This window comes from Pantoea sp. JK, from assembly GCF_026130245.1.
Lineage (GTDB): Bacteria > Pseudomonadota > Gammaproteobacteria > Enterobacterales > Enterobacteriaceae > Pantoea > Pantoea trifolii.
The window spans coordinates 110017-126671 of record NZ_JAINFN010000010.1 but is presented as its reverse complement, the minus strand read 5'-3'; the positions used below and the strand labels follow the sequence as shown (position 1 = coordinate 126671).

The following is a 16655-nucleotide window of genomic DNA, read 5'->3' as shown; positions in this document are numbered from 1 at the left end:
CGTGGTTGTACGGCCAAAAAGAATTCCCGAGGCACGATAATTGTCGCTAAACAAGCGCGAGCCAGCTCTGCTTGATCTGGTTACCGTCAAACTTGAGCGCGGTTTCTTTGGTTTTTTCACTCATCGCATAGAACAGGCCATCATCGCTGGCGAGCTGCTCCATACGCTTAATAAACGTGGTTTTGTCATTCATCGGCACCAGGAAGCCATCTTCACCGTGATTAATGATCTCCTGCGGTCCGGTTGGGCAATCGTACGCCACCACCGGCAGCGACCAGGATTTGGCCTCCAGCAGCACCAGCGGCAAACCTTCATAGCGCGAGGTCATCAGCGCCATGTCGCTTTCGCGGTAGTAATCGTTGATGTTGCTGACTTTGCCGACGAAATTGACGCTGTTAGTGATACCTAACGCGGCAGCCTGATCGTGCAGCTGCTGGCGCAGTTCGCCGTCACCGGCAATCACCAGTTTCCACTCGGGATGCTTCTTACTGAAGTCGGCCCAGATATCCAGCAACAGGTCGAAGCCTTTCTGGTTATCAAGACGCCCCACCGCCAGCGCCTGACGGCTGCGCGTTTGGCGTTGAAACGCTTTGTACACCACCGGATTGGGGATTTGCTGGCTGGCAATGTTCCAGCGGTTAAAGACCTGATGATCTTTGTCAGTCAGCACGATCACCTGATCGTAATAGCGCAGCATCAGCCACTTCAGCAGCTTAATTGGCTTGCTGAACGAGTTAATTGCGATGTGTTCACAGGCATACGCCTTGAAGCGCTTCTTCTTCAGCGCCATCAGGTTCCAGAAGGCGAACATCACGCTCAGGCGGCCCATGCTGATCAGGAATACGCTGTCGAAGCCTTCCTGGTGGATGCTGGCAACGGCGCTTTTAATCGGGTTGCTGTGGCCTTCAAAGCTGACAATTTTTTTCACACGTTCGAACGGATAAAAGGTTTTGCCGTGGCCTTCCAGCGAGTAAATGGTGACTTCATGCTGTTCGCCAAGGCACTCAGACATAAAGTTGCAGATGTTTTCCGTGCCCGCATATGAGTAGGCATCTTTAATCACCAAAACGATCTTCTTCATACAATCCTTTCCACCTCAAAAATATATAAGCAGCTAAATCACCGTTGCGCTTAGCGGTGTTTTAAGGCAAAAAGAACCCCGTTCACCATGTACCACGTGTAATAGTAATATACTTTTAACGGATTGTTTTTATAGATAATTCTTAATAATTCGAGGTGCCACTTCGCCGCTTTATTTTTGTTACGCGACAGTGAATCGCCCAACTCGTAATAGTTGACCAGGATTTTCTGGATCACGCGGGCTTGTTTGTAGCGGAGGAACAATTCATAGAGGAACAGGAAGTCTTCATGGCCTTTACGCTGGAAGAAGATGCCCTGTGGAGGACGGCGGAAACACACCGAGGAGAAGCAAACGCGATATTGCTTCTTCACGAAGTTTTCCTGCTGCAGGTAGGGTTTGCTGTAGTTGATATCGTGATCAGCGGTTTTGGTTTTGTAGTGATAATGCGTGATCACGAAATCGTCGCCGGCGGCAATCGCAGCCGTCTGTTCGGCCAGTTTTTCGCGGTGCCACTCGTCGTCGCTGTCGAGAAACGCGATGATCTCTTCTTTCGCTGCACGCAATCCAACGTTACGGGTTTCGGCTGCGCCCTGATTCACTTCATTGTCGAGAATGGTGATGCGTGCGTCCCGACAATGTTCACGCACAAAGGCCAGTGAATCATCGGTGGATTTGTCGTTGATGAGGTAAAGATGCCAGTCGCTGTAGGTCTGGTTGATGATCGACTCAACCGCGCGCAGAACGGTATTTCGCGCGTTATACATCGGCATCACAATACCGACGGTGCCAACATGATTTGTCATTTGTCTACCCGGAGTTTCAGGAACCAAAAAATTGCCCCCATGTAGGGAGCAAGTGAAAGTGTTTAAAAGTGAATCAGGAGACGGCTCTTCTGCCCGAGAAGCGCGACTTCACCTTATCGAGCAGGCGATTCATGAAGTAGGCGCGATTGTCACGGTTGGTGAGGAAGAAGTAGCGTGCAAAGCTGAGGCTGGCCTGCAGCGATTTACCATCCATCTTATAGCGCAGCGGCAGCTTGAACGCCTTATAAGTATGGATGTCGCGTGTGGTCAGATGCGGCTTCATGGTGTCGAGCCAGAAGAAGGAGTATTTGACCGATTCGCCTTTGTGCTTGGAACCAAATTTGGTCACCAGATGATAGGTTGCCAGCGGCTTGTCGATCATTACGAACGCGTAACCCATGCGGTCAGCGCGGATGCAGAAATCATAATCCTGATGGCGAATATAGCGCGCATCAAACTGAATCTTCGCCGCATCTTCGCGCTTCAGCACAATGGTGCTGGTTTGAATGAAGCCGTAACAGCCAAACAGATATTCGGCCACGGTTTCGTTCTTACCGGGCGGCTGCATCGGCATCACCTTGAGGAAGCTGCCATCCTGATGGATGTTCACCTGACTAAAGATGACGTAGCGCGATTTGCCCTGCGCTTCCAGTTTGGCGATGGTTTCACTCGCCACTAATAACTTGTCCGGATGCCACTCATCGTCGGCATCGAGAAAGCTGATAAAGTCGCCGCTTGCCAGCTCAATACCTTTGTTACGGGCGCCGGCGCCGTTGAGTTTGACCTCAGACAGCTCCAGTTTTATAGCCAAATCCTGATAACGCTCGCTGCGCACCACCTGCGCCAGTTCGGCCGCATCGGCCGATTTGTCATCAACAATAATGACTTCAAAATTGCGATAGGTTTGCGCTTTGACACAATCTAGCGTCGTGACAATTGATTTCGACGCGTTATACGCGGGAATAACAATTGAGAAGCGAATCTCCTGCATTGCCAGCACCTCATTAAAAAAGTTACAAAATCAATGATATAACTTGTGGGCTCAAAAGAATAATGGGTGGTGTCCTAATTTGTCGGCGAGGTCTTCATCGCCACTTTCTTCTTGTTGCTGCTGCCGATAAACGGTTTCTCGACAAACAGGTAAGTCAGTTTCGCCACATAGAAAGAGGCGACAAAGAACAGCGTTGAAAGCAAGGTGTAGAACAGGAACGAATGCGGATAGAGCGTTTCTGGGATCTGCTTGATGAAATAGAGCACCACACCGTGAATCAGATACAGGCTGTAACTCACCTCACCAATCGACATCAGGGTTTTGTTTTCCAGAATGCCAAACACGGCGTTACCGCTGCTGACAATAAAGAAGATCACCGTCAGGCAGCAGAGGAAAATCAGATACCAAAAGGTGTTGCTGGTGAACGACAGCGAGAACAGCGACAGCACAATCACCGCAAAGCCAGCCAGGCTGGAGGTTTTGTAGTGCGCAAACCTATCGCGATATTTATACGCCAGATAGCCCATGGCGAAGCCCAGCACCGGACGCGGATCGGTATAGGTTTTACCCCACAGACGTAGGCCGACCGCCACGCAGAAAATCACGCCGATCGAGCCGAGAATCAGCAGGGTTTTGTATTTGCCTTTGGTGGCGCGATTAAGGACGTAAATCAGCGGAATCGACAGATACAGCAGCCATTCGAGGCGCAATGTCCACTCAACACCGGCGTTCACATCCGCCGTCAGGAAATCACCCATGCGATAGCTGCCAATAAACAGCAACCACAGCACGGCATCTTTCACCGCCGTCAGGCTATAAGTGAGATCGCCCTGCACCACGCCCACCGCGATGATGACAAAACCGGAGAACCAGAACATTGGGACAATACGGCGGATACGCGACTTGAGGAGCTTGTGCGTCAGTTGCCCTGGCGTCAGGGTTTCATTATCCAGCCAGCGATAGAACAGGAAGGCGGAGATCATGAAGAACAGCAGCACACCAAATTTGCCGGAGTTAACGAAGAAGTTGCCTTCAGAGAACCAGGCAAAATAATCTTTATCGAACACCCACTGACCATCCAGCGAATAGATGTAGTGGGCGAAGTGTGAGAACGCGACGATGCTGGCCAGCAGCGCGCGCATACCAGAGATACTTTTAATACCGCTCTCGTTGTAAACGCCTTTGTGGAAGGAGAATACTCGCAGAATGATTAGCGCCAGACAAAATGACAGCACCATGATTAATACATACATGTCAGCTCCTGAATCTGAGTTGGGTTAGCTGCTGTGCCGTGACAAAACGCTATCGAAAGTGCTGCTTAGGACATTGAAGGTTCTTGCTGCTTTCTGTTTATAAAGCATCTCATTGGGGTGAATGCAATCGGGCGACATCTCAGATTGCCAGTCACGGTTTTCTTTGATGACGCTGAACTGCTTCACAATCGGAACTTGCTGCTCTTTAGCCACTTCATTTAACTGGTAAACATACGGCCAGACGTTCCAGCGCTCGGCTTTGCCACAAATGGGATTCGGTTCCTGAAGAACCACCAGTTTGTTATTCGCCTTCGCGCCTTTTACCAGCTCGGTGATGATGCGCTTGTACTCTTCCGGCGTTTCAATGCGCTCGCCTTTATCTTTGAAGAAGTTGATGCGCGCATCATTGATCGCATAGTTAATCAGAATCATGTTGGCATCGGATTTCGCCATGCGGTCTGACCAATCCATTGGCGTATTGTCTTTGTTGTAAACCAGCACCGAAACCTGTGCGCCCGGCATGCCGTGATTCTTCACCTCAATGTTGTTGCCGTACTTCTCGCGCAACATCTGCTGCAAAAAACTCACTTCGTTGTTTTGACTGATGATGTTGCGATTGCCCTGGGCGGTAACGCCTGCGGTGGTCGAGTCACCGTAGGCCGCGATGATAAAGGTGCCGGGATGATCGTCTGCCTGCGCCAGCAACGGCGCAGAGGTGATCAGCATTGCCAGTAAGGTCTTCCGCATATTTCCTCTCATCGGTTAATGAAACAATTTGAATTCACGAGCAACTTCATAGCCGACAACGGCTTGCTTCAGTGAGATCGTGTTGTAATAGAGGTAATAAACAAGGAAGAAAGCAAACATCGCAAACATCGCCGGCTTCAATACCCGTTTCGACTGATAAATCAGCGACGTCAAAATAATCGGTTCGACCTGCAGCAGGTAGTTCGACAGGCGCGCACCCGATGAGTAGTTATAGAAGAAGATCCTGATGCCGCCGCCGATCGCAAAGGTCAGAATCAGCAGGTAGTTCAGCTTCCACACGTCGTACTGTTCGCGCTTGAGCTGGTTGCTCAGCATGAAGTAGACGAAGATGAACACCAGCATGATGTTTTTCAGGTTCGACACCGACACCACGCTGCCGTCACCGGCATTCGAGGCTTCGTTACTGTAGCCTGCGGCCCTTTCCCCCATCGATCCCAGATGTCCGGCGATCAAGGCGATAAAGCCGGTCCCGCCCACCACCGAAAGGGGCACACTTAATATGATGATGGCCACTGGCCACCAGCGCGATTCCCGAATAAACAGGAACGGAATGATGGTCACCACCATTACGGCGGTGTTGTGACTGAGGAAGGAGAGAATAAAGAAGGCAAACGCCCACCAGTATTGCTTGAGGTAAATCGTCCAGATCACGCCAAGAAACAGCGCCGAACTCAGGCCAAAACGAATCTGGTTCACGTCTTTGTTAATAAAGATATGCGCCGAGTAAAGCGCCAATGCCAATACCGGATACGGCGACATCTTTTTAAAGAAGATGGCGTTAGTCGATACCGCCAGAATACTGAACACAAACAGGAACACGCTGGCATTGTGTGAAAACAGGCTGGTGATCCACGCGATAGCAAAAATCAGCGGTTCGTAACGGAAGAAGGCGACGGTGTTAGCAAAACCGTTGACCTCAATACGGCGGATGAAGTCAGCAAAGAAGCTGCGATATTGATAGTCATCCATCCCGGTGCCGAGACCGCGAATACCGGCGAAGATAATCAGCGTGACGGTGGCGATGCACAGCAGGTAAGTCAGAATATGGGTGGTTCGTTCGTCTTTCTTCAACAGGATTTCGACCAGCGCAAGCAACAGTACAAACCCTGATAAATACCAATATGGAGCCATGGTGTGATTCCTTAATTCCACAAGTTCTCATGCCAACAGTGGCTTTTTTTGGCGTTATAAAGAGAATCACCTGTGTCAATCGTTGCGTGTCGTCATTCAAACGGTGCAATCAAAAGGGGCGGTCAACCCGCCCCTCTCTTCACCGGATTACCCTCATCATTAACAGTGAATGACGGGCAAATTAACTTTTAGTCGGTTTGCCATACTCGTAATCGTAATAGTCGTAACCGTAACCATACGAGTTGGCGGCTTTGCGCACCACGGCGTTGAGGATCACACCTTTAATCTCAATACCGTTCTGGGCAAAGCGTTTGAAGCTGACATCCAGCTCTTTCGGCGTGTTGGTTTCAAAACGCGCCACCATCAGCGAGGTACCGGCCAGTTTGCCGATGATAGATGCATCGGTTACCGCCAGAATCGGTGGCGTATCAATCAACACCAGATCGTAATTCTTGCTCGCCCAATCCAGCAGCTCACCCATGCGACGATGCATCAGCAGTTCAGACGGGTTTGGTGGTACCTGGCCGCGTGGCAGGAAGTCAAAACCATACGCACCTTTCTGAATCAGCGCTGGGCTGAACTCGGTTTTGCCCGACAACACGTTGGACAGACCGGATTTGTTATCGGCTGACAGCAGTTCGTGGGTGTAACCGCGACGCATATCACCATCGATGAACAGTACGCGTTGGCCCGCTTTTGCTACCAGCGTTGCCAGGTTGGCACAGATAAAGGTTTTACCAATGCCTGGGCTCGCGCCGGTGATCATCAGGATGTTGTTTTTCGCTTCCATCATCGCGAAGTGCAGGCTGGTACGCAGGCTACGAATCGCTTCGATTGACAGGTCAGTAGGATTACCCAGCGCCAGCAGCGTTTCGTGTGGATCGGTTTTCACCTTGTTGCCACGACGCGCCAATGCTTCGGTATCTTTCTTACGTTGCCATTCTGACAGCGGCACGCTCGCATACACGTTCATGCCCAGCTCTTCCAGCTGTTCTGGATTTTCGATGCCGTGATGCAACAGCGCTTTCATCAGAACCAGACCAACAGAAACCATCAGACCCAGAATCAGGCTCGCCGCGATGATCAGCAGTTTCTTCGGTGCTACCGGGCTGTTGCCGGTTGCTGCGCCATCGATGATACGTACATCACCCACGGTGCTGGCTTTACTGATACCCAGCTCTTGCTGACGGTTCAGCAACTGCATGTAGATTTCCTGACCAGACTGCACATCACGCGTCAGACGCAAGATCTCTTGCTGCGTTTGTGGCATCTGAGAAATCTTTTTGTTCAGCGTGGCCTGTTCGTTTTCCAGCGTTTTGCGTTTTTCCAGCAAGGCGCGGTAGGTTGGGTGATCTTTGGTAAACAGCTGAGAAACTTCAGCTTCACGGAAGGTCAGTTCGTTCAACTGGCTCTGCACGCTGACAGAAGAATCCAGCGCAGATTTTGCTTCCAGCGACAGGTCAACCGACTCGTTCTGGCGACGGAAGGTATTCAGCTTGTCTTCCGCATCATCCAGTTTGCCACGCACTTGCGGCAGCTGATTGCGCAGGAATTCAAGGCTCTTTTCCGCTTGCTCAGATTTACGCTCAACGTTCTGCAGCAGGTAGTTATTGACGATTTGGTTCAGCACTTTGCTGATCTGCTCTGGATCTTCACCCAGATATTCCAGACCCAGCACGCCGGTGTCTTTGCCTTTGTCCGCAACGGTCAGGTTGGCCAGCACCGAGTTAATCGCCTGCAGCTCGTTCAGCTTGGTGACGCTGAAGCTGGTGCCTTCATCAGCATTGATGCCGCTCACCAGCATGGTCACTTCACCGTGCGTTTCCAGCTGACCGACTTTACCTTTGAACAGTTCATCACCATCCGCTGACACGGTGTACGAGTCAGGACCGGTCACTTCCAGTTCAACGGTACGCTTATCGATGGTGCGTGGAATTTCCAGGCGAGAGATGGCGACCGTCGATGGCTTATTTCCCATCAGGCGCGACAGACCTTTACCAATCACCGGGAAATAGTTCTGGGTAACAACGGTGTCCAGGCCTAGATCGTCAACGGTTTTACCGATAACCATGCGCGATTCAAGAATCTGAATCTCGGTATCGGACGCCGGCGTTGGCGGCAGAATGCTGTCTAACTCATTCAGTACTGAGCTGGCATTCTTCTGCTCAACCTGCACTAACGCATCTGCGCTGTAGATTGGTGTAGCAAACAGTGTGTAGAGCGTCGCCACCAGCATGAAGAAGGCGGTAACGGCAACAATGATCCAGCGATGATCAATCAGCTGTCCCACAAGATGCGCCAGATCCCATCCATTCGAATCTTCCTTTGGCGCGGTCATAACCTTGTTTTTGATATTCATGGATAATCCCAACTATCGGCTTAATACGTTGACCCATTTCTGGGTAGCGTTTTCCAGTAACCCGTAGACCTCTTCAAAGGCCTCGCGACTTTTTTTGTACGGATCCGCAATTTCCTGCTGATTGAGCCAGTGGCCAAGCAGCATGGTTTTTCCGCGTGCGGCTGGATCGATGCGATTCACCTGCTCAACGTGGCGCTTTTCCATTACCAGAATCAGGTCATAGTCACGGCACATGCTGGCCGTTAACTGCTGTGCCTGATGACCATCGAGCGACACGCCGTGATCGGCGGCCACATCATGGGCTTTCTGGTCCGCCGGATAACCTTTCAGGGCACTGAGCCCTGCTGAGGCAACCCGGATGTTTGGTAGCGCGCGTTTGAACAGACGCTCCCCGGTTGGGGAGCGGCAAATGTTGCCGACGCAGACGACTAACACGGACTTAATCATGGCGAACCCTTAGTTCGACCAGTTGCGGAAACGAAGCGCCGCGGAGCTGGCATCGTCAACACCTACGATGGTCGGCAGCAGGCTTGAAATCACACGGTTCCAACGGGTAAGTGGTGTAGCGGTGACATAGACGATGTCGTATGGCTCCAGTTGGAATTCGGTGCCCATCACCATCGATGCCGCATCTTTGGTATTCAACTGATAGATGTTGGCAATCTTGGTGCGGTTGGCGCCGCGAATCGGACGAATCACGAACACGCCGGTGGCATCAGAAGTGGTCTGATCCATACCTTGCGAGTTGCCCAGCGCTTCGGCCAGCGTCATGCCGCTGCGGTCCATCTTCAGCGTTGACTGCTGCTTCACTTCGCCCATCACGAAGACTTTGAGATCGTCGTTACGTGGCACGTAAAGGATGTCGCCCGGATAGAGCAGATGGTTTTGGCTCAGGTCGCCGTTTTGCATCAGCGCCTGCAACGAAAGACGTTGTTCTTTGCCGTTGTGCGTCAGCACCACATTGCGCCAGTCAGCGTCGGCGGCTAAACCGCCCGCAGCGTTGACGGCATCCAGCACGGTCAGCGGCACGTTAGTGATCGGCTGCTGTCCGGAGGTGGTGACTGAACCGGTCACATAGGCTTTCTGTGAACGGAATGAGGCGACGTTTACGTCAACCTGCGGGCTTTCAATGAACTGTGCCAGTCGACGCGCCACTTCGGTGCGGATCTCGGTGACCGTTCGGCCTGCTACGCGCACTTTACCGATGTACGGATAGAAAATAGTGCCATCCGCCTGAACCCAGTTGCCGGTGTCGCTGGCGCTACGGTACTGACCGGCGGGTGTGGTCAACTCTGGGTGATCCCAGACGGTGACGTTCAGCACGTCACCCACACCGATGCGGTATTCGTAGCTCTGAATTTCATTTTGCAGCATTGGGTTAGCCTGAGCGACTAACGGCTTCGGACGCATCTGTTCAACCAGACGCGGCGTCAGCGGGAAGACGTTGACATATTTGTCGATGTCATAGTTGCTATCCTGTTGCTCTATGACATCTTTTCCACTGGTGGAAAGGTGAGAACCCGGCTCAATGGTACATCCGGAGAGAAAAGTCGCGGATACCAGTAAAGGTATCAATTTAATTTTCATTATCATCTGATTCTTCGCTATCAGTTATTGATTGATAGAGGCGAAATCGCCCGCTGTGTAGCGTCTTACAAAAATGGAATATGACAGGTTAAACACTGAAACTGTGGGTCATTATTATGCGCTCCCTTGGTTTTATGTTGTCACCGAGTCTAAAGACGACATCAATTAAAATGGTTTATACAGACTCAATCAGTGCAGCTGTCAAATAACGACACACTCAGCACCCGCAGTTTTCAACCGGGGAAATAACGCCCTCCCCGGCTTCGCTGTCTATCAATAGGCGCCATCGCGTTTCAGCACTACGCCAACCGTCTTAAACAGAATCGCAATGTCATTCCACAGCGACCAGTTCTTGACATACCACGAGTCAAAATAGACACGGGTTTCATAGTCAACGTCGTTACGACCGCTAACCTGCCACAATCCCGTCATGCCTGGTTTCGCCATCAGGTAATAATCGACATCACCGGCATAACGGCAGAGTTCATCTTCAATAACCGGGCGCGGCCCCACCAAGCTCATATCGCCACGTACTACGTTCCACAGCTGCGGCAGCTCATCCAGACTGGTTTTACGGATGAAATGACCGACTTTGGTAATGCGCGGATCGTTCTTCAGTTTGAAATCTTTATCCCACTCGGCGCGGGCAACAGGATCGGTACGCAGTACCTCTTCCAGCACCTCTTTCGAGTTGATCACCATGGAGCGGAATTTCAGGCATTTGAACTTACGTCCGCCCAGCCCCACACGTTCATGACCGTAAATCGGAGGTCCGCCATCACGGCCAACCATAAATCCGAGCACCAGCAACGCCGGTGACAGCGCCAAAATAATGCTCAGCGCGCCGACGATATCGAATGCACGCTTCAGGAAACGTGAAGTGCGCTTCGCCAGGTTGTTATTTACACGCAGAATCATCACTTCATGGCTGAAGATGTAAGCCATATCGGTGCCGTACAGCGGTACACCACGCAGCGTTGGGATCACCGAAACAGAACGGCAATTGTGCATTGCCAGCGTTTTCAGCCAGTGATCGCGGTGCTGGCTCTGTTCGAACTCCACCGCCACGATGAATTGGGTTTCGCTGTTGGTCAGTTGCCACAGCTCTTGTTCGTTGTGTAGCACAGGTACGCCAGAGATGCTGGCCTGCGGGCTGCTCTTATCAACATCGAAGAAGGCGATTACATCAAAGCCCATCACCTCTTCACTCTGCAGCGCCTGCCAGGCTTCCTGCGCGTTGCGGCTGCTGCCGATGATGATGGTTTGCTTCTTCCACATGCCGTAATGATTCAGCACACGTTTAGAGATGGCGCGCGCTAGTGGAATCAGAATCAACGCCAGAACCCAGGTCGCTACCCAGACAAAGCGCGACATTTGCCATTGTGAAAGTGCCGAAATTGACAAATCAATGACAGAGAAAATAAGAATGGTACGAAAGATCTCTTTGAGCTCGAACCAGAATGGTTTGCGGTAAGTATAATGTCGCAGACGAACCCAGAACCAGCCTACGCAAATAACCGATAACGCAATGTGCGTAGCGATTTTCAAATGCAGGTATTTTTCAGATATATCTGCCAGTGGAGAATGGGTGAACGAATTAATCATCGCCATCGCAATAAATAATGCTGCGTTGAAACAAATTAAATCCGAGCACGCCAGTAAAATTTTGGTCAGAAGACTTTTATAAGTAATTTCGTTATCGCGCATATTTAACTCTTTTATATTATTTCTTTAATCCCTAATGCCTCAACGCTGTTTAATAAACGAGCGAAACTTTCACTGCATTTGTTGAGGCAATCTGCGGTAAATTCTCTGAGGCCAAATCAATTCTCACAATAGTAAGCAAGAGAATTGTGATTAATACCAACAGATTAGTCCGACTTCCCTTACCACAGTGGCAGACCGTTAAACCAAGAGAAAGGCGCTTCAGGCACGCTACCGCCCTTGGCTGTCGCTGCCAATACCGCTTTCATCATCCTAATTACAACTTGTTGTATGCGGCATTTTTGCGCTAATTACTGGCCGTGGTCCGCGTGCGATCACAATTCGCAACATTAAAAGGCTATAGAGCACGCTATTAACAACATTGGCACAGACATTTACTAACACGTTGCTATACTAGTTATTACTGGCTTGTTTACAAGTAGGCCCCGTGTTCCCTGCACTACTTTAGGAAAAAGACTACCAGCCATAAGTATTGATGCCACCCCTTTCAGGCCTTTCCTCTGCAAAATTCAGATTAATTCGATACTCAACGACGCAATACACTGCATTAAAAATGTACGCACTTGTCTGCTGAAAAAAAATAATAGCCGCCATTATTCAGGTGCAATTTTTATCCATACTTTCATCTTATCTGTGCAAATCGGCAATCAGGGTTATTCTTCTTGCCTGGACATAGCCCGGATTGACCGGGTCAACGGCTATTTGTACGCTTTACGCCAATTCACTATCATCAGATTTAGCTCAATTCGAAGACATTAAGGTGATTAACACATGTTGGAGTGGATCATTGATCCGTCGCTCTGGGCAGGATTAGTAACGCTAATCGTTCTCGAGCTGGTGTTGGGCATTGATAACCTGGTTTTCATTGCCATCCTGGTAGAAAAGTTGCCGTCGAAAGAACGCGACCGCGCGCGCGTGATCGGCCTGCTACTCGCGCTGGTGTCGCGTTTAGCGCTGCTCGCCTCACTTTCCTGGCTGGTTACGCTGACAAAACCGCTGTTTACTCTGCTGAATCATGGGTTCAGCGCCCGCGATCTGCTGCTGCTGTGCGGCGGTTTCTTTCTGCTTTATAAGGCCACCACCGAGTTAAACAGCCGTCTGGAAGGGGCTGACGAGGAAACTGGTCAAAATAAGAACGGTGCTAAATTCTGGCCAGTGGTGGCGCAAATAGTGGTGCTGGACGCCATCTTCTCGCTGGACTCGGTCATTACCGCCGTTGGCATGGTCAATGAGCTGCCGGTAATGATGGCGGCGGTCACAGTGGCAATATTGCTGATGCTGCTGGCGAGTAAGCCGCTGACGCGGTTCGTCAACGGCCATCCTACCATCGTGATTCTGTGTCTGAGTTTCCTGCTGATGATCGGCTTCAGTCTGGTGGCCGAAGGATTAGGCTTTATCATCCCGAAAGGTTATCTCTACGCGGCGATTGGTTTCTCCATTGTCATCGAGATACTCAACCAGTTGGCGATGTTTAATCGCCGCCGCTTCCTCTCCGCCGGCCGTCCGCTGCGCCAGCGCACCTCGGAAGCAGTGTTACGTATTCTGCGCGGCGAAGCGCAACGTGCGGAACTTGACGCCGATACCGCGTCACTGGTGGCCGACGGCGAGGAAGGTGCACTCTTCAATCGCCAGGAACGCCGCATGATTGCGCGCGTGTTGGGGCTTGGACAGCGTCAGATTAATAGCATCATGACCTCGCGCCACGACGTTGAGCATATCGACCTCAGCGAAGATCCGGCGGAGATTATGGCAAAGCTCGATCGTAATCAGCACACGCGTATTCTGCTGACCGAACAGGGCCGCGACCCGCTCGGCGTGGTGCACGTGATTGATTTACTGCATCAATCGTTGCACAGCAACTCACTGGATTTACGCTCGCTGATTCGCCAGCCGCTGATCTTCCCTGAGCGTGTCACCTTATTGCAGGCGCTGGAGCAGTTCCGCAATGCGCGCACCCACTTCGCCTTTGTGGTGGATGAGTTTGGTTCGGTAGAGGGCGTGGTTACGCTGAGCGACCTAATGGAAACCATCGCCGGCAATCTGCCGATTGAAGGGGAGAAAGTTGATGCACGCTATGATATTCAGGCGCTGCCCGACGGCGGCTGGGTGGCAAACGGTCATATGCCATTGGAGGATTTAGCCGTCTACGTGCAGTTGCCACTCGATGAAAAACGCAATTACCACACGCTGGCGGGATTGCTGATGGATAGCCTGCAACATGTGCCGCAGGAAGGCGAAGAGTTGCAGATCGGCGATTATCTTTTGCGCACGTTGCAGGTTGAAAACCATCGCGTGCAGAAGGTGGAGATAATGCCGATCGCGCCGTAATTAACCGGGTCGCCATAAATGGCGACCTTACGTTAAGGTTTCGCCGGTTGCTGGCGGTCCAGCCACTGATTCAAGCGCGACTTCGCTTCACTTTGCAGCTGTTGACGTACCACGTCATCCACCGGCAAGGAGTACTGCAAATTATTCCAGCCGCCGTACATGCGCAGCGGAATAGTTTGCTGGTTCAGTAAAGCAGCTAATTTGTCGTCGCCCTGCCAGCCGCGCAGCATCATATTAATGGTGACGTCGAGCTGCTGTTTGACCATATCCACATTGCCTTTGGTCTGCACCGCCAGACGACTGTTGCCACCCTGCAGATCCGGTAAGCTGAAGATGCCCTGTTTGAGCGTGACGCGTCCACTCAACTGCTGAATACCCTGATCGTCGGGCTGATCGTTGGTGACACGATTACTTACGCGCGCCACCGCACGTCGCACCATCTGTTGCAGATTCAGCTGCGAAAGCTGCAAATTAGTCGCTTCCAGATCCGCACTACCCTGCCAGTTGCGTTTTGCCTCTTCAATGCTTAATCCCGCTCCGCTGATATCACCTTTCAGCGAAACGGTACCTTGCAGCGTCTCTGGCAGTTCTAAAGCCTTCAGCAATGGCGCTATGGCGATGTTATTCAGCTCAGGCTGAAACGCCACTTGCGTCACCGGTTTGCGGATATCTACCGAGCCGGGCACCGAGAAATGCCCTTCACCGAATTTGCCTTGCAGCTTACTCAACGTCATCAGACCCTGCTGATTACTGCCGTCGAGCTGCAAATTGGTCAGCGTCAGGCCGCGCCACACGCTGCTATCGGCGGTGAGGTTGAGGGTCAAATCCAGCTGATTCAGCGGCGAATCGCTGTTGTCACGCATCCGCGGCTCCGCAATCACTGGCGTGCTCACCACGTTGGCACGCTGCGGCGCGCTGCTATCCGTCACCGGTGCATTCGCCATCAACGCGTCGATGTTTAAACTGGTGGCATGCAGCGCCAGATTAAGCTGCTGCGGCAACGCCAGACGTCCCTCGGCGCTGCCATCCAGTGCGCTGTCATTAGCGGTAAGCTGCATCTTCTGTAAGGAGAAACGCTGATTGTCGCCGTTCCATTCGCCCTGACCACTCAAGGTACCTTTAATCCCCTGCGTCGGCAGATTGGCGCCGTCGATGGCGTAATTCAACTCATCCAGCTGTCCGACTAAACGATGCGGATACTGCGCCACATTCATTTGCCCTTTGAGATTGACGCTGACATTGCGCTGATTGCGCGAAATTCGGGTAGACAGATTGATGCTGGCCTGTTTGCTGGCATCCTGATCGAGGTTGAGATTGAGGTCGCGGAAATTGTATTCATCGCCGCCTGGCTGCTGCCAAATCAACAAACTATCGGCAAGACGCAATTTGCCAATGTTGAATGACCAGCCGTTATTGCTGTTGCTCACCGGCTCGGCATCGCCCGGTCCAACTGGCGCACCGGTCGGTTTTTGCGCGGCGCTGTCTGGCGTCACGCGGATGATGGCGTTTTTCAGCATCACCTGGCTGACGCTCAATTGATGCGACAATAACGGCCAGAGATTGACATCCAGTCGCATATTATCGGCGGTGACCATCGGCTGCGTGGCGCCAGGCGCAGTCAGACTCATGCGCCCGGCGAGAATGCTGAGCTGCGGCCAGACGTGCCAGCGCAGATCGCCGCCTACCTGAAGCTGATAACCACTGCGCTGCTCTACCTGCTGTACCATATAGGTACGAAAGTCGTTGGGATTGACCAGCAACACCAATGCCGTCATGCCCGCTACGACCACCACTAACAGGATGGCCAGCGTAGTTATCACTCTTCTCATCACATCCTCATTGCCTTCATACTTCAAGTTGCAGCAGCCTTGGCTGCGCTCGCTCACCCCGGTCACTTACTGATGTAAGTTCCCGGGGATTGACTCGCTTGCCGCCTTGCTGCACCTCGAATTATTTTGGCAAGCATTAGTGTTAGTCAGTCTTTGTCGATACGGCTGGCATCCGCGCCCTGCTGACCACGATATTTGGCATCTTCACGACGGTTATACGGTCGCGCAGCGGGGCCCGACAGCGGCTCAAAGCTCAATGCACCAATTAACATGCCGGGACGCAGTGCCAGCGGCAGTTTACCTGAGTTATAGAACTCCAGCACGATGCGGCCTTGCCAGCCCGGATCGATACGGTGCGCCGTGACGTGCACCATCAAACCCAGGCGCGCCAGCGAAGAGCGTCCATCCAGCCAGCCGACCAGATCGTCGGGAATGGTGACCGATTCCAGCGTTACCGCCAGTGCCAGTTCGCCAGGATGCAGGAAAAAGGCTTCGCCTTCTGGTAGCACAATCTCATCGCTCATGACGCGGTCCAGCGCGGCACTGACTTCGTGCTTAGGACCACTCAAATCAATAAATGCCGCCGTGTGGCCGCTAAAAGTGCGGAACTGGTTGCCGAGGCGCACATCCACCGTGGCGCCATTAATGCGTTCCACCGGCGGGCGCGGCTCAATCGCCAACTTTCCGCTGTCCAGCCAGGCTTCAATATCGCGATCGCATAATCTCATCGCAGGTACTCCGTGAATTAAGTGTAGCGAATGGCTACGACAGCGCGTCACGCCGAGGCGGACGCCATGTCG

General features: G+C 52.0%; 13 protein-coding genes. 1 reads left to right on the top strand and 12 read right to left on the bottom strand.

Going from position 1 to position 16655, the window contains the following annotated elements; all coding sequences use genetic code 11:
- Positions 1-46: 46 nt before the first annotated feature.
- The 10 genes from PanJK_RS19940 to wbaP all read right to left on the bottom strand — a co-directional run bounded on the left by PanJK_RS19940 (position 47) and on the right by wbaP (position 11680).
- Positions 47-1081, bottom strand: coding sequence for a glycosyltransferase (locus tag PanJK_RS19940; protein WP_256696860.1), 1035 nt, complete (start codon positions 1079-1081; stop codon positions 47-49).
- A gap of 50 nt (positions 1082-1131) precedes the next feature.
- Positions 1132-1884: a glycosyltransferase family 2 protein gene (locus PanJK_RS19935; RefSeq protein ID WP_265302349.1), complete on the bottom strand. Its 753-nt coding sequence runs from the start codon at positions 1882-1884 to the stop codon at positions 1132-1134.
- Positions 1885-1957: 73 nt separating this feature from the next.
- The gene (locus tag PanJK_RS19930) at positions 1958-2875 is read right to left on the bottom strand and encodes a glycosyltransferase family 2 protein (RefSeq protein ID WP_256696862.1); all 918 of its coding nucleotides are present in this window, start codon (positions 2873-2875) and stop codon (positions 1958-1960) included.
- A 74-nt stretch (positions 2876-2949) separates the two neighbouring features.
- Positions 2950-4128, bottom strand: coding sequence for an acyltransferase family protein (locus PanJK_RS19925; RefSeq protein ID WP_256696863.1), 1179 nt, complete (start codon positions 4126-4128; stop codon positions 2950-2952).
- A gap of 24 nt (positions 4129-4152) precedes the next feature.
- Positions 4153-4875 carry an SGNH/GDSL hydrolase family protein gene (locus PanJK_RS19920; RefSeq protein ID WP_265302346.1) on the bottom strand — a complete coding sequence of 241 codons (723 nt, stop codon included), beginning with the start codon at positions 4873-4875 and terminating at the stop codon, positions 4153-4155.
- Positions 4876-4890: 15 nt separating this feature from the next.
- Positions 4891-6027: an EpsG family protein gene (locus PanJK_RS19915; protein WP_256696865.1), complete on the bottom strand. Its 1137-nt coding sequence runs from the start codon at positions 6025-6027 to the stop codon at positions 4891-4893.
- Positions 6028-6208: 181 nt separating this feature from the next.
- A complete protein-coding gene (wzc, locus tag PanJK_RS19910; protein ID WP_008104875.1) occupies positions 6209-8386 on the bottom strand; it encodes a tyrosine-protein kinase Wzc in 2178 nt (725 codons plus the stop codon).
- Between the two features lie 12 nt (positions 8387-8398).
- The gene (locus tag PanJK_RS19905) at positions 8399-8833 is read right to left on the bottom strand and encodes a protein tyrosine phosphatase (RefSeq protein ID WP_265302341.1); all 435 of its coding nucleotides are present in this window, start codon (positions 8831-8833) and stop codon (positions 8399-8401) included.
- Positions 8834-8842: 9 nt separating this feature from the next.
- Complete coding sequence (locus tag PanJK_RS19900; protein ID WP_008104879.1) at positions 8843-9973, bottom strand: polysaccharide export protein; 1131 nt, start codon at positions 9971-9973, stop codon at positions 8843-8845.
- A 273-nt stretch (positions 9974-10246) separates the two neighbouring features.
- A complete protein-coding gene (wbaP, locus tag PanJK_RS19895; protein WP_176972414.1) occupies positions 10247-11680 on the bottom strand; it encodes an undecaprenyl-phosphate galactose phosphotransferase WbaP in 1434 nt (477 codons plus the stop codon).
- 789 nt (positions 11681-12469) lie between these two features.
- Here wbaP and PanJK_RS19890 point away from each other — a divergent pair.
- Complete coding sequence (locus tag PanJK_RS19890) at positions 12470-14026, top strand: TerC family protein (RefSeq protein ID WP_265302338.1); 1557 nt, start codon at positions 12470-12472, stop codon at positions 14024-14026.
- 32 nt (positions 14027-14058) lie between these two features.
- Here PanJK_RS19890 and asmA read toward each other — a convergent pair whose 3' ends face one another.
- Positions 14059-15855: an outer membrane assembly protein AsmA gene (gene asmA / locus PanJK_RS19885; RefSeq protein WP_256696871.1), complete on the bottom strand. Its 1797-nt coding sequence runs from the start codon at positions 15853-15855 to the stop codon at positions 14059-14061.
- A gap of 146 nt (positions 15856-16001) precedes the next feature.
- On the bottom strand, positions 16002-16583 hold the full coding sequence (gene dcd, locus PanJK_RS19880; protein ID WP_256696873.1) for a dCTP deaminase: 582 nt from the start codon (positions 16581-16583) through the stop codon (positions 16002-16004).
- Positions 16584-16655: the final 72 nt, after the last annotated feature.